Annotated in this window: 13 protein-coding genes; 11 read left to right on the plus strand and 2 right to left on the minus strand. The window is 46.2% G+C overall.

What is annotated here, in order from left to right:
- A partial coding sequence (locus tag M3P05_RS15630; RefSeq protein ID WP_249700926.1) for a hypothetical protein occupies nt 1–207 on the minus strand: 207 nt, incomplete at its 3' end.
- Between the two features lie 36 nt (nt 208–243).
- Here M3P05_RS15630 and M3P05_RS15635 point away from each other — a divergent pair.
- The 11 genes from M3P05_RS15635 (at nt 244) to M3P05_RS15685 (ending at nt 12,507) form a co-directional block, all read left to right on the plus strand.
- Nucleotides 244–1,488, plus strand: coding sequence for a WD40 repeat domain-containing protein (locus M3P05_RS15635; RefSeq protein WP_249700928.1), 1,245 nt, complete (start codon nt 244–246; stop codon nt 1,486–1,488).
- Nucleotides 1,489–1,734: 246 nt separating this feature from the next.
- Nucleotides 1,735–2,901, plus strand: a complete 1,167-nt coding sequence (locus M3P05_RS15640) for a hypothetical protein (protein ID WP_249700929.1) — start codon at nt 1,735–1,737, stop codon at nt 2,899–2,901.
- 318 nt (nt 2,902–3,219) lie between these two features.
- Nucleotides 3,220–4,389, plus strand: coding sequence for a forkhead box protein (locus M3P05_RS15645; RefSeq protein ID WP_249700932.1), 1,170 nt, complete (start codon nt 3,220–3,222; stop codon nt 4,387–4,389).
- Nucleotides 4,390–4,565: 176 nt separating this feature from the next.
- The gene (gene mobA, locus M3P05_RS15650) at nt 4,566–5,162 is read left to right on the plus strand and encodes a molybdenum cofactor guanylyltransferase (protein WP_249700934.1); all 597 of its coding nucleotides are present in this window, start codon (nt 4,566–4,568) and stop codon (nt 5,160–5,162) included.
- Nucleotides 5,163–5,221: 59 nt separating this feature from the next.
- Nucleotides 5,222–5,755, plus strand: coding sequence for a molybdenum cofactor biosynthesis protein B (gene moaB, locus M3P05_RS15655; protein ID WP_249700936.1), 534 nt, complete (start codon nt 5,222–5,224; stop codon nt 5,753–5,755).
- Nucleotides 5,752–6,267, plus strand: a complete 516-nt coding sequence (gene moaC, locus M3P05_RS15660; protein WP_249700938.1) for a cyclic pyranopterin monophosphate synthase MoaC — start codon at nt 5,752–5,754, stop codon at nt 6,265–6,267. The genes moaB and moaC overlap by 4 nt, the downstream gene beginning before the upstream one ends.
- Nucleotides 6,264–6,509: a molybdopterin synthase sulfur carrier subunit gene (gene moaD / locus M3P05_RS15665; RefSeq protein WP_249700940.1), complete on the plus strand. Its 246-nt coding sequence runs from the start codon at nt 6,264–6,266 to the stop codon at nt 6,507–6,509. Before moaC ends, moaD begins: the two co-directional genes overlap by 4 nt.
- A gap of 342 nt (nt 6,510–6,851) precedes the next feature.
- On the plus strand, nt 6,852–7,034 hold the full coding sequence (tatA, locus tag M3P05_RS15670) for a twin-arginine translocase TatA/TatE family subunit (protein ID WP_249700941.1): 183 nt from the start codon (nt 6,852–6,854) through the stop codon (nt 7,032–7,034).
- A gap of 584 nt (nt 7,035–7,618) precedes the next feature.
- Complete coding sequence (gene folD, locus M3P05_RS15675; RefSeq protein ID WP_249700943.1) at nt 7,619–8,515, plus strand: bifunctional methylenetetrahydrofolate dehydrogenase/methenyltetrahydrofolate cyclohydrolase FolD; 897 nt, start codon at nt 7,619–7,621, stop codon at nt 8,513–8,515.
- Nucleotides 8,516–8,723: 208 nt separating this feature from the next.
- Nucleotides 8,724–10,979: a hypothetical protein gene (locus tag M3P05_RS15680; protein ID WP_249700945.1), complete on the plus strand. Its 2,256-nt coding sequence runs from the start codon at nt 8,724–8,726 to the stop codon at nt 10,977–10,979.
- A 289-nt stretch (nt 10,980–11,268) separates the two neighbouring features.
- Nucleotides 11,269–12,507, plus strand: coding sequence for an NADH:flavin oxidoreductase/NADH oxidase family protein (locus M3P05_RS15685; protein ID WP_249700947.1), 1,239 nt, complete (start codon nt 11,269–11,271; stop codon nt 12,505–12,507).
- 23 nt (nt 12,508–12,530) lie between these two features.
- Here the strand turns inward: M3P05_RS15685 and M3P05_RS15690 are convergent, their stop codons facing one another.
- On the minus strand, nt 12,531–13,901 hold the full coding sequence (locus M3P05_RS15690; RefSeq protein ID WP_249700948.1) for a histidine-type phosphatase: 1,371 nt from the start codon (nt 13,899–13,901) through the stop codon (nt 12,531–12,533).
- Nucleotides 13,902–14,070 lie beyond the last annotated feature (169 nt).

Consider the following 14,070-nt stretch of genomic DNA (forward strand, 5'->3'; position numbering starts at 1 on the left):
CGCGGCATAGAGATAAAAGGCGAGCAGTTCTTTAACCAGCTCGGTTATGTCTGCTGGCAACACATACTGACATACCTGACCGCCAGAGATATTCAGATACTTCGGATGGTCTGCAGATATTTCCGTTTGGATGATGCTGAAAAGAATCCATGTAGAATCAGCCAAAATCAATTTTTGACCAGATTTTTGGTGGAAAAATATTATCACAGCAGCCCCAGGATACAGTCCCGATACCGTAACAGCATGCCGTCAGAATTTTCCCGCGAATGCCAGCCCGAGGCTCCTTTTAGGCGGTGGCTGGAAAAGCATTTTACTGAGAAAGAGCGGGCATGGGTTATGAGAGACGTGCTCAGGCAAGGTGCCCTGCTGCGCTATTTGAGCAACAGGGCCGGGAAAGTTGAAACTATTACCACCCTGAAAGGGCACACAGAAGTGATCAAATGCCTGGCCACCTTCCCCGACGGCCGGGTGCTCTCTGGCTCTTTTGATAAAACTCTGAAAGTCTGGGACCTGGCCAGGGAGTCAGGTCAGGAGTGTATCGCCACCTTGACAGGGCACAGTAGCTGGGTGCTATGTGCGGCCACCCTCCCCAGTGGGCAGGTGATCTCTGGCTCTTGTGATAAGACTCTGAAAGTCTGGGATCTGACCAGGGAGCCAGGTCAGGAGTGTATCGCCACTCTGATGGGGCACTGTGACTGGGTGCTATGTGTGGCCATCCTGCCCGGTGGGCAGGTGATCTCTGGCTCTGCTGACAGTACCCTGAAAATCTGGGGGATCAGAGTGTCAGGCTATAAGTGCATTACCACTCTGACAGGGCACGTCCGTCGGATCAATTATGTGTCCATTCTCCCCGACGAACGGGTGATCTCAGGCTCTGATGACGGTACCCTGAAAGTTTGGGATCGGACTCTGAGGCCAGGTCAAGAGTGCGTCGTCACCCTGGCAGGGCACACAGACTGGGTCAGATGTGTGGTCATCCTCCCCGGTGGACAAGTGCTCTCGGGCTCTAATGATATGACGCTGAAAATCTGGGATTTGGCCAGAGCTCCAGGCTGTGAATGTGTCGCTACCCTGTCAGATCATGGCAGTTCGATTAAATGGATAGGCATCCTTCCCAGTGGGCGCGTGATCTCTAACTCTCATGATAAGACCCTGAAGCTCTGGGACATAACAAGGGCAGCAGGTGATATGTGTGTCGTCACCCTGAAAGAACACAGCAATGATGTCGAATTTGTGGCTAGTCTCTCCGATGGACGAGTGATCTCTGGCTCTGACGATAAGCCACTGAAAATCTTGGATCTGACCAGGGCTTCAGGTGATATGTGTGTCGCTACCCAAGAAGGGCATCCTGGCAGGATCGGACGTGTGGCCAGCACGTTCGAAGGGTGGGTGATTTCTGGCTCTTATGACAAGACTCTGAAAGTCTGGAACCTCTATGGTTCCATTGATGTAGACGAAGGGCTCATTGAAAAAGCCGTGAAACATTGATAGCCGAGCCTAATTAGTACAATTGTCAAATTCTCTGAATAAACAAAACCAGTCGTTCAATTATTCCGTGTGAATTGATTTCAAAAAGACGTGATTTTAAACCAGCCTGTCCTGTAGCTAGGCAGTCAGGTTCAGATCAATATCCAACTAACTGTCAAATCAGTATTTCTGACAAAAAAGAGAGGAACATTTTTTTTCAGTTCACATCTAATCAGGGCAAAGCACTTTTATCAGGAGTACATTCGCATGATTTTAAGATCGCAAGTTGAGAGGCCAAACCCTACAGAATCTCATTCGCCTCAACCGGCAGAGCGCGTACAGGACTTTCAGAACAATCGGTCGCAAACTGGAATACTACCTTCTCAAGTTGGAGACAAACCTCTTACAGCATTCGCAGTATCGGCCATCAGTAGCAGTTCTGTCGAAACAGAGTCCCCAAAGATAGCTGTTTCATTTGAAGACGACGGCGATACAGTGGTGTTCACGCTGAAATCAACCCAAGAGCCCGGTACTGTTGAAGAGGTAGAGGAAAAAATTTACAGGATTAGGGGCTGCAGATTATCTGAAGAAGTTTCGAACATTGGCATTAAAAACGCGATTGCAGCAGCAATTTGTAGCAAGGAAGACAATGAAGTTACCTTACATGACATATACACTTGGATGAATGACAACATCACCTATTACAAAAATACAGACAACCAAGGTAAAGGTAGATGGAGAAACTCCGTTCGACAGAGTCTTTCGTCTTATGAACACTTCAAAAAACTGCCTAAAACAGAAGGCTTGAAAGTAAAAATGCATTACTGGACGTTAAAAGATCATAAATCGTTCTTTGAAGAGTCACTGCTTCGTAGCAATAACAAGGGGGAAAACAAACATAGAAAACGAAAATATCAAGTTTTTGATGGGGCAACGCCCGAAATAACCAAGTTCAGAAAAGAATTCCCCACTGTAGATGTAGATGAGAGTCTTACGGCCCCCCTCCCGGCTAACACAAGACCGCTCCCTCCCAAGAGCAATTTCGAGGCTGCTTCAAATCTATCTTCTGGTGTTGCTGGTGGACAGCGGCAGATAGACAAGCCTGGTCGGCCTTATCAGTTAACACCTTGCCAATCCCAACCAAACTATATTCCTCCTCCTGCTGTTGCAAATAGTGGCAATTGGTCTGTACCACACATGCCTTATGGCCAGCCTTCGGGAAGTTATAGCCCGTACTCAGGAATGTATGGCCCACATGCAGGAAGAATGTATAGCCCATATGCAGGAATGTACTATCCACATTCAGGAATACATGGTATACATCCAGAAATGCGTGACCCAAATGCAGGAATTTACAGGCCGCCCGCAGGAAATTATGACCAATCTCAAAGAGGTCATGTCTCGACATCAGAAGGTTCTGCCTGGCGCCAGTAAACAAGATCTAAGACTTTTGGGTAGACGACAACCCTCAGAAACTCCTGATAACCAACCATGGATCGTTTTTGTTCAGGACTTGAATTCAGGAGCTTCCAATCTCAACGGCTGGTTGGTTATCCCCGCACGGGTAGGGAACTCACTGATCGTGGTAGATCCTCACTCCCCCACAATCCAAATTGTCAGTGCAAATGGAAGCTGTCAGCCCCAGATCAATATCTAACTAACTGTCAAATCAGTATTTCTGACGAAGAGAGGAACATTTCTTTTCAGTTCACATCTAACAGGGCTAAGCACTTTTATCAGGAATACATTCACATGAATTTAATGACGCAACAAGTTGGGAGGCCAAGCCCTACAGAATCTCACTTGCTTTATCCGACACTCTGCGACCAGAATTATTCACAGAGCAATCGGCTGCAAACTGGAATACTACCTTCTCAAATTGGAGGCAAACCGCTTGCAGCATTCGAAGTCTCGGCTGCCAGTAGCAGTTCTGTCGAAACCGAGTCCCCAAAGATAGCCACTTCATTTGAAGACGACGGCGATACATTGGTGTTTACGCTGAAATCAATCCAATCGTCTGGTGCTGCCCAAAAGGTAGAGGAGCAGCCTTATAAGATTAAAGGTTGTTCATTAACCACAAAAAAACCACAGGTTGGCTATTTATATTTGTGTGTAGCGGCAATTTGTAGCAAAACCAGCCATAAAGCCACCGCAAATGAAATATGTACCTGGATGATTAGTAACATACCCTATTTCAGCCGAAACAAGAGCAGTGGTATATGGAAACGCTCTGTGAGAAACAACCTTTCTAATAGCGGGAGTTTTATAAAACTGAATGAAAAGAGCACAAGATCGCAAGAACCCCATGGAATTAGAAGAGCCTCGCACTATTGGGCACTGAAAAATCATCAAGTGTTTTTTAATTCATTACCAAAAGATGGTGTAACGAAAAGAGTAGTGTTTGAAAAGGCACGAATGCAATGCACGCACAAACCATTCGTGTCTACTGGAATTACGCCCCAAATACCTCATCGCGAAACACAAGGCCCCAGGCCAGGAGAGGGTTTGGTGGCCGACTTAAAACCAATACTTGCCCAAAGCGCTTTTGGTCCGATCTCTGATTTATATCTTGAGGCTGACAGCCGACTTTGTATACAGCTGTGTGGTAAGCCTTATGTGCTAGTACCTTATCAACCCCAACCCCAACCCCAACCCCAACCCCAACCCCAACCCCAACCCCAACCCCACTCTGTGTCTTATTATTCTTCAGATAGCAGCAGCCGTTTCCTGCCGTCACTAGAAGCTTATAGACAACCCACAGCAGGTTATGAACAGCAGCCCCCAGGAGGTTACAGACAGCCCCATAATTTTATGTTTCAGCCTCAAATGATTATGGGTGGTAGCGGCCTGCCGCTCATAGAAGACATCCTGAGAGATTATCAGAGCCAAGACTTCCGCATTGGATTCCCTGCTGTCACGTAGAACGAAAGTCCTGGTGGAGCGAGGACAAATGTAACCCATTCCCCCTTGCATTCCTCAAATAGAGACATAACATCCCATGTATTACCAAGAGAATGTCTCGTGTAAGGTTGCTATGGATGCAGAGGCATTCTCTTATTTCTCTACTTTGATTGTTTGCTGCAAGATGTGCTCTGACTGTGAATCTTCTGACCAAGAAACTTAACAACTGCACCGGGATTGTTTTGACCGGAGGGCGGTCATCCCGTATGGGGCAGGATAAGGCTTTACTGGCCTGGCAAAATAAACCTCTCTATCGCCATATGGCTGAGTTGCTTGCTGCAACCGGTATTCAGCGTGTTTTTATTAATGGGGTTCATGACTTTGGTGAGAACATTGCTGATATCTTCCCCGGGCGTGGCCCGCTCTCAGGGCTGCATGCAGCATTGAACAGGGTTGATTCTGGCTATCTGCTTATTGTTCCCGTCGATATGCCTCTGTTAAAGGAGGTAGATTTGGTCCGGCTCATACAGCAGTGTGATGACGAAATGCCATTGCAATATGAAGGTTATTCCCTGCCGTTGCTGATGCCGGTTTCAGAAAAGGCAAGGCAACTCGCCAATCAGACTATCCAGAGTGATAACCGGAGGAACTACGCTCTCTGGCGCTTGATGGAAAAACTGAACGGGCAGAAACTGCCCGCACCAGAAGGGCATGAAACCAGCTTCTGCAATACAAATACTCCCCAGGAATGGCGGGAGTGCACAGATATCCTTGAAGTTACACAAACTGATTGAGGTAGATACCTTGACTGTGCCAGTATGTGCAGCCTTATTCAGACCGATGAGTAGTAGTCATGGGACAGCATAAAAAAGTCACCGGGTTTATTCCTCTGAATATTGCCGTACTGACGGTATCTGACACCCGCACAGAAGAGACCGATACCTCCGGCCATCTGTTGGTGGACAGCCTGCAGGCTGCCGGTCACAAGCTGGGTGATAAACGCATTGTAATTGACGACATCTATCAGATTCGTGCTGAACTCTCCCGCTGGATCGCTACAGACAAGATTCAGGCTGTCTTGATTACCGGCGGTACAGGGTTCACCGGGCGTGACAGCACTCCGGAAGCCGTTCTTCCTCTATTTGATAAAGTAGTTGACGGTTACGGTGAACTGTTTCGTCAGGTTTCCTTTGAACAGATCGGTACCTCCACCATCCAGTCCCGCGCCGTTGCCGGCTTTGCCAATGGTACAGTGATGTTCGTGATGCCTGGTTCCAACAATGGTTGTAAAACCGCCTGGGAACAGATTATTCGTGAGCAGCTGGATAGCCGTCAGCGTCCCTGCAACTTTGTGGAACAGTTGAAGTTTGAGCAGGCCGAAGTATGAGCCATCTGACCCATACGGCTGAAGGTGGTGAAGCGAAGATGGTGGATGTCGGTGATAAAAACGACAGTCGCCGTGAAGCCCGTGCCGAAGGCTTTATCTATATGGCTCCAGCCACGTTGGAGCTTGTGCAGGAGAACGGTCTGCAGAAAGGTGATGTGCTGTCCGTAGCTCGTGTTGCCGGTATTCAGGCTGCCAAGCAGTGTGGCAATCTGATTCCGCTTTGTCATCCTTTGATGTTGAACTTTATCGGCGTTGAGTTTGAGTTGCAGCCGGAACAGAACCGTATCCGCATTGAAACGTGTTGTCGTTTAAGTGGTAAAACAGGTGTTGAAATGGAAGCTCTGACGGCTGCATCGGTTGCCGCTCTGACTGTGTTTGATATGTGCAAGGCTGTCGATAAAGCCATGCACATTGAAGGTGTGCGGGTTCTGGAAAAGAGTGGTGGCAAGAGTGGCCACTATCTTGCCGAGAGTATTACCAGCAGCACACCTGAGTATGAGGTAGTCGAATGATTCAGGTTCTTTTCTTTGCTGGTTACCGTGAGCGGCTGGGTTGCGATCGCCTGGAACTGGATTCCAGCGCCAGCAATATCTCAGAGTTGAAAGAAGAGCTGGCTGAGCGAGGTGATAACTGGAAGACTGTGCTGCTGGATCGCAAAACACTGGTGGCTGTTAACCAGACCATGACTAAAGACAGCGCTGCACTGAAAGATGGTGATGAAGTTGCCTTTTTCCCCCCTGTGACGGGCGGTTAAGAGAGCTATTCAGGTTTATTCAAACACAACCGGTTATCTGCTTTTGATGACCGGGTGTGCTTTTATATATAAGCTCAAAAGAAAATCTCCTTCAAAAAATAATTAAAAACCAGGTAGTGGGTCAAATGTATGTTTTCGTGCGTAAATATCCCTGCCAAACTCGACCTTATTGATTAGTATGTTATGGGGTATGTGCGCAAACAGGAGCTCTGAGCAGGTTTTGGTGTTTGATGGCCGTGGTAAACCGCAGTTAGTCAGTGAAAGATACACTGGTCGTGACGCTCACTCTCTGGCATGTTACAACCGCGTGAGTGAATATTAAAAGTATACAGGGTTAGTCATATGGGGTTTGGTGGTATCAGCATGCCGCAGCTGCTGATTGTTCTGATGATTCTTGTGGTTCTGTTTGGCACCAGGCGTCTCGGCAGTATCGGTGAAGATCTGGGGGGCGCGGTAAAAGGGTTCCGCAAGGCCATGAAAGAAGAGGGCGAAGATAAGGAAAAGCTGGACAGCAAAGCTCAGTAATTCTTCCCTGATTTCATAGTAAACCCTGGTTTTGTAGCCGGGGTTTCTTATCTCTGGCGATGACGATGTCCAATCTCTTCATAAACGTCTTCAGGGTTGGCCACAGAGTAAATCAGCCCCCAGTTTTGCTTATTTTCAATTCGTGAAGTTTTGTTGTTGTTCGTTAGTTCCGGCTTCATTATTTGGTTGTGTAACGTCTGTCGTGCTGATTGTTGAGTCTCTATAGGGAATGCAGGTACAGACGTTCTATCGGTGGAGTAGCGGTCAAAGCCATAACTGCCGGGAAAACTCTATCCTGGTTAACAGTTTTTTATTCAATGACGACTATCATATTCACAAGTCTCAGGGTGACGGGGAATGTGTTGATGTACTTGCGCTAAGAATACGTAACTTTCTGTTGTGAATAAGCATTTATATGGGAATTTTCCTCGATTCTGTGCATATTTTCTGTACATGCTGCGCAGGCATGGCACAATCCGTACCAACTTCTATCGATATTGGCCAATGCTGGTGAGGCTTTTTTGTTCACTTCGCCTGCAGGGAAAGCCCGGGCCGATGTTTTACGATACATCTGGAGAGACCTTATGAGTGCAGAGATCATCAGTGGCACGCAGATGCGCAAGGAAATCCTTGCAGAGCTTGAACAGGAAGTTGTAAGAATGAAAGAGGCCCATGGTAAGGGCCCTGGTCTGGTGACCATTCTGGTGGGTGAAAACCCAGCATCAATGAGCTACGTAACCCTGAAAATCAAAACAGCTCTCTCTCTGGGCTTTCATGAAGTTCAGGATAATCAGCCGGATGATATTTCCGAAGAAGACCTTCTGGCCCTGATTGAAAAGTACAACAAAGATCCGGATATCCACGGTATCCTGGTTCAGCTGCCCCTGCCCAGGCACATCAACGAAGATGCTGTTATCAATGCCATCAGCCCTGATAAGGACGTGGATGGTTTCCACCCTGTCAACCTGGGCAAGATGGTTATTGGTGGTGATGAAGTGCGCTATCTGCCATGCACACCTGCCGGTATTCAGGAGATGATCGTACGCTCCGGTACCGAAACTTCCGGTGCTGAAGTGGTTGTGGTTGGTCGTTCCAATATTGTTGGTAAGCCAATTTCTGTGATGATGGGCCAGAAAGGTCCTGGCGCCAACAGTACCGTTACCATGGTTCATACCCGTACTCAGGATCTGGCGGCACACTGCAAGCGTGCTGATATTCTGATCGTTGCTGCCGGCGTTCCCGGGCTGGTTAAGCCAGAGTGGATCAAGCCTGGTGCGACTGTTATCGACGTTGGTGTGAACCGTGTTGGCACTAACGAAGAGACTGGCAAGGCCATTCTCAGTGGCGACGTTGATTACGAAGAAGCCTGCAAAGTGGCTGGCAAGATCACCCCGGTTCCCGGTGGTGTTGGCCCAATGACTATTACAATGTTGATGAAGAACACTGTTAAATCTGCGTGGTGGCATCTGGAACGTAAGTAATCTGAACAGTATTTCCATCTTTGAATCGGCAGTATTGATGCTTGTTGAATGAGCATTGATAGCTGCCGGTATTCAGCTCTTTTTTGCTTTATAAATACACAATTACATAACTGATCCGTTAGCAATAATAACCTGCTCTTCTGTGCCTGCTTCTCTATTCCGTTGTCATAATAACTATTAAAAAAGATCTGACGAAGGACGATTTGCAATGGAACAACTACAAGTACAAGCAACAAGAATAAAGAAACCAACCACACATGATCATGGCGGTTCCCAGGGGGGTGTGAAGCCTAAGGGCAAAGAAAAAGGCAGAATAAAAGATTCAGAACGCCAAACAGATGTGTATCATCAGGGGAACATAAGAAAACCTGCGCCAACTTTAAAGGCACTAGATGAGCGAATTACTGAAAAGGCCACCCCCCAGCTTCCTCCAACTTTAGAGTCATCTGATCTTCCAGAGATTTCTTACCCAATGGCTGAACTAGAGTCTCTTATGCGGAGTTTGTCTTCAGAAATCACAGATGAAATAGCAGTAGAACGGGACGCTGAAGAAGAGAAGGAAAGTGTGACCAGTGCAGAACTTTCCTACAAATATGGTATGGATCACTCGTGTCTTAAACAACGAATTAAAGAGGTAAGGGAAAATAAAGCACTCTTAATGACGCTAAAAGAGAATTTTAGTAGATACACTAATAAACTTATCCATAACTATGTTCTCCTTACTGAAAAGGAAGCAAAAGAAAATTTTATTGTTTTTTTACGTGAGCTCTCACGACTGCACCATGCCCTGGAAAAAGAAGACTATGCAAAAGAGATGATGAGAGCAGTCATCAAACAACATGCTGAAATGATAAACATGCTGACTGATGATATCAGGAAACAATGTGTTATCAGTGCATTTGATACCGAAGAAAACGAAGAATTGAGGTCTCGCTGCAAGACAGAATCTGAAAGAAACCTGTTGAAAGACCTTCACAATGTTATGGCATATCAAAGTCACAAAATAATGATGCATACAATAAGCGCAACAGCTGGGGGGGGAGAGCCGGAATCTGGAGCTTCACCAGATGAAGAAACTGACGTGATATCCGCAGATCAAAAAGTTAAACTTGCTAGGAGAGAAGCTGAAAGAAAAAGAAGAGAAGAGGATGAGAAAAGGGTTTTTGATACTGCTATAAAATCATTAGAAATGGTTGATAAGAAGAATGCTGAGTTCAATAAAAGGTGGGGAATTAGTAAACAGCCTCAGCCTGCAGACAAGACACCCCCTAAGAGGCTCGGTGTCCAAAAAACTGGAGAGCGTAAAGCAATACTTACCCCTACCCCTACCCCTACCCCTACCCCTACCCCTACCCCTACCTCAAAAGCTGTGCCCCCCACTGATAGTCAGGTGGCGAGTAAACAGAAGGGTGCGGCAAAACCTGCCAAAACAAAAACTCAAGACATGTATGAGAAGATAGATTGCCTTGTCGAAGATTTGGAAAAGGCAAAATCTGATGCAGAAACCCGTGCACGTGTCACGAGAAATATGACATCGTTGGTTGACAATGCGAATTCAAATATTTCTAAGGTAACTGAAAATGCAGCGGTCACGCCAATGAGTACAAGCCAGCGTATTAATCAAAAAGGTGTATTTGATATTTTCAGAAGAGGTCGGGATGTTCTTGTACCAACAGATGTACGCCCGGCTGCAGTTGTGAAAGAAAATGATATCAAACCCTGTGACCGAAATCTTGTTTTACGCACCCTGGTTGAGCTTCTCGAACAGCCTGTTGTAAGGCGTTATGATACAGCAAAAGATGCTTCTCCTGAGCAGGTAAGAGCCTGGAGCTCCGGACAACTGCAAGCCAAATTTGATGAGATATCAGGAATCTATTCAGATAAACAGAGGGAACTGGTAAAAAGTAAGATATTAGCCCTTCAGGCTGTTCTGAAAAATCAGAGATACCCATTCTCGTATCATAAAGGCATGGAATCACTGGTAAGCTATCCGAAGGATTTTGAAATCCTGGCAAGAGGTCTCTATGATGATTGGATTGGCTTCCCGTTTTGTGCCTATGCTGATTACAAGAGAATTCATGGTTTTGAGAATCAGCAGTTAGATAAGTTTTTGTGTGAGATTGTTTCTACTGAAGTCATCAAAGAACTCTGCAACGTTATTCCTTCAGCAGGAGATAATCTCAAAGAACCAAAAAGCAGACATGTAAAGCCTGTTGATGCCTATGAGGTTGGTTCTACACAGCACAATAGCGGCATTCATTTTTCGTTATATTTCTCCCCTAAAGAAAAGAAGCACTATCTGGTAGTAAGGGCAAAAGGCGGTGCAGAGAGTCGAGAAGTTGTAATTCCCTGTGCCGCAAAGACCGCCGAATATCTTGGCGGCAGAAAAAGTATCAATATTGCGTATCAAAATATTGGATACAAGCCCGGCCCGGATGGCGGAGGTAGTAGACTGGTTGTTTAAGTCGCGCCCCCTCATATGGCAAGCACAAAATCAACCGACGAATACTCACTGGCAATTGTTGATTTATTACTCCCATAATTCACAGACTGTTTGAATGGTTGTTCTTCACTGCTTTAAGGCGTATTTTAATCAAACACCAATCCATGAGCGAGGGAAATGTCTTTCGCCATGTTCTGGTGATGAGGAAAGATACTTCCGTGGAAAAACGACAGGGAATCATAAGTCAGACAATAAGCAACACATCAAATTTTAAAAATGTGATAATGTGCGTTCAAGGGGAGTAAGGCACATGAATGACGGTATAACACTCAAAAGCCCTCTCGAACTTAAACCCAGCTTGATTATTAAAAACCGTTTTTTTAAGTCAGCGATGAGCGAGCAGCTGGGCGATGATAATCATAATCCTTTGCCTGGTCTTGCCAGAGTCTACAGGCGCTGGGCTGATGGAGGGGTTGGTCTGAGTATTTCCGGTAATATCATGATTGATAGGACCGCTCTGGGGGAACCTAAAAATGTTGTTCTTGATGATGAGAGTGATCTCGCATCCTTCCAGAAATGGACTGGCGCTGCGACCGCAAATGGAACACATTTCTGGGCTCAATTGAATCACCCTGGCAAACAGTCGCCCCTTTTTCTCAGCAAAACGCCGGTTGCTCCTTCTGCCATTCCACTGGGAACCGGGTTTGATAAAACTTTTAATCCTCCACGGGCTCTGACCGAATCGGAAATTATTGGCATTATCGATCGATTCGGAAATTGTGCCAGGCTGGCAAAAGAAGTTGGGTTCACCGGTGCTCAAATTCACGGAGCGCATGGGTATCTGGTGAGTCAGTTCCTTTCACCGCGCCATAATCAGCGTAAGGATAAATGGGGGGGCTGTATTGAAAACCGTATGCGTTTTGTTCTTGAAATTTATAAGTCTATGCGCAGGCAGGTAGGTGAAGACTTCCCCATCGGTATCAAATTAAACTCTGCTGATTTTATGAAAGGTGGATTCACAGAAAATGATTCCATGCAGGTTGTTGATGCTTTATCCAAGGCTGGTATTGATTTGATTGAGATCTCTGGCGGGACTTATGAAAACCCGTCAATGGTTGGATCTGGAAAAAACAGGGATGAAGCCGATCTTAAAAGAGAAGCGTATTTCATTACCTATGCTGAAGGAGTTCGCAGGAAAATAAGTACGCCTCTTGTTGTTACGGGTGGCTTCAGAACGGCAAAAGGGATGCAGGAGGCTCTGAAATCAGGGGCTACAGATATGATTGGTCTTGCAAGGCCGTTAGCCCTTGATCCTGATTTAGCAAACGCAGCATCCAATGATACGGATTACCGGATTGACGTTGCGCCTGTCTCAACGGGTATTAAGTATGTTGACAGGATGATTTTGCTCGATATCACTTGGTATGAACAGCAAATTCACCGTATGTCGCAAGGAATGGAACCCAAAGCTGGGTTGTCTCCCTGGAAAACAGTATGGTCAAGCCTTTCCAGCATGGGGGTCTATGCGTTTAAGAAACGCAGGGCTTGATAGTCGTTAATTGGCTCAAGTCTTCACTGAACACTGCAATATTCTTTGAGAACCTCATCCGGGACAATCTTGTCCCGGAGATAATCTCTTGCTTGCTGCCAACTACATAGTGGCTGGTTATGGCAGGGGGGGATTTTCCAGTCGATTTGCTGCTCATTAAGTAACAGCTGGATTTGAAGGTTGTTATCGCTGCACTGGTAGAGGTGCAGCTGAACATTTGCTCCCATGGGAGTGTGATATGACGGATTCCAGACGGCAAATCTTTCATCATCCGTTCCCTTTGGCGGGATGATCTCAAGCTTGGAGAGCAGCTTTGCAATCATTGAGTCATGGGAAAAGCGATAATTTGCTGATATGTTCTCAGGATTGTTGTAGACCCCCTGTTCCAGTTGATCGAGAATATCTCTAAGCAGCGGAGAAGCAAGATTAATAGCTTTGCCCTGATGATACTCAGATAGACCGAAATCATAGAACTTTCTCCAACTTTGAATTTTACGTAACCAACCGAGAACTTTCGTTCCTTCTGGTTTATCAATCCACTCTGCAGGAACTTCGCATAACCCCAGCGGGTACTTGCGTGATACATCAAGCAGGCAAAGCCGGTAAACTGTTTCCAGAAGGCGGGGAGCTATCTCAGTGGGGCAATCAGGCATGATCTCTCTGGCAAAATGAACTGCTGCTTCAGGAAGGTTTTTTTCCAGAGTCTCTTTCCTGGCAGAAAACTCTTCTTTTAGATGCGTAAATGAGAAGTCCCCATAAACTGGCCTGCAAAGCTTGTAGCTGTGCAGTACCCACCTGGGGTTATCAAGCACATTTAAATAAGATGTCAGTTCAACCTTTTCCGGAAGAGCCTCACTGAAGCCCTCCCAAAAGGCCTCCTGGCTGTGGATAGTCCGGGTGATCTCTGAACTGCTGAGGGATATAGTTAATGACTTGGGAGGGAGCCGTCTAAATGCTGTTAGAAAACTGGTATTTCGAAAACCAAGATCATAGAGTTCCTGCCAGCCCCGGGGGGTAATATCAGAGAAGCATTTAAGGTGTGCCTTCGTCCAGGTGCTGAAAGAACGGGCCTTTTGAAAAAGTTTCTCCCCTTTCTCCGATAAAGAAAAATTACTGGTTAATTCATAAAAGTAATTGAGCAGTTCAGGAATTAACTCGGTCTCTGTTTCTTTTGGATAACGCGACCCGTGTCGTCCAGTGTAATCGACATGAAGCAATCTGCAGTTATCAGGAGGAGGAGAAAGGTGATCCGGTACAGGGTAGCTTCTATAGTTGGCCAGCCAGGGGCCAAGGTGCTGGAGAGATGAGTCTTGAAATTCTTCCGCCAGAACCGAGACTGAATTGAAACCAATTGCCAGAAATAGAGCAAAACGGAATAAACCTGACGCTCTCACGGCTGTACCTGATACTTGTAATATTGGGCAGGCAAATATAGAACACAGTATTCAATTTTGTTGATTTTCGCTGTGGAAATTACAGTTCTAACTTTGAGTGTGGAATGGCGTAATTATTGTCCATGTTGCCTGATTGCTGCCAATCCTGCTGACGGGTATCCTGTCAAAA

Origin of the sequence: Parendozoicomonas callyspongiae, assembly GCF_023502345.1 — a bacterium.
Classification (GTDB): domain Bacteria; phylum Pseudomonadota; class Gammaproteobacteria; order Pseudomonadales; family Endozoicomonadaceae; genus Sansalvadorimonas; species Sansalvadorimonas callyspongiae.

Excerpts from the sequence above, each read along its gene's own strand:
- M3P05_RS15685 (WP_249700947.1), top strand. The coding sequence starts at position 11,269 with ATGAATGACGGTATAACACTCAAAAGCCCTCTCGAACTTAAACCCAGC.
- moaC (WP_249700938.1), top strand. The coding sequence starts at position 5,752 with ATGAGCCATCTGACCCATACGGCTGAAGGTGGTGAAGCGAAGATGGTG.
- M3P05_RS15680 (WP_249700945.1), top strand. The coding sequence starts at position 8,724 with ATGGAACAACTACAAGTACAAGCAACAAGAATAAAGAAACCAACCACA.
- folD (WP_249700943.1), top strand. The coding sequence starts at position 7,619 with ATGAGTGCAGAGATCATCAGTGGCACGCAGATGCGCAAGGAAATCCTT.
- moaB (WP_249700936.1), top strand. The coding sequence starts at position 5,222 with ATGGGACAGCATAAAAAAGTCACCGGGTTTATTCCTCTGAATATTGCC.
- M3P05_RS15635 (WP_249700928.1), top strand. The coding sequence starts at position 244 with ATGCCGTCAGAATTTTCCCGCGAATGCCAGCCCGAGGCTCCTTTTAGG.
- moaD (WP_249700940.1), top strand. The coding sequence starts at position 6,264 with ATGATTCAGGTTCTTTTCTTTGCTGGTTACCGTGAGCGGCTGGGTTGC.
- tatA (WP_249700941.1), top strand. The coding sequence starts at position 6,852 with ATGGGGTTTGGTGGTATCAGCATGCCGCAGCTGCTGATTGTTCTGATG.
- M3P05_RS15645 (WP_249700932.1), top strand. The coding sequence starts at position 3,220 with ATGAATTTAATGACGCAACAAGTTGGGAGGCCAAGCCCTACAGAATCT.
- M3P05_RS15640 (WP_249700929.1), top strand. The coding sequence starts at position 1,735 with ATGATTTTAAGATCGCAAGTTGAGAGGCCAAACCCTACAGAATCTCAT.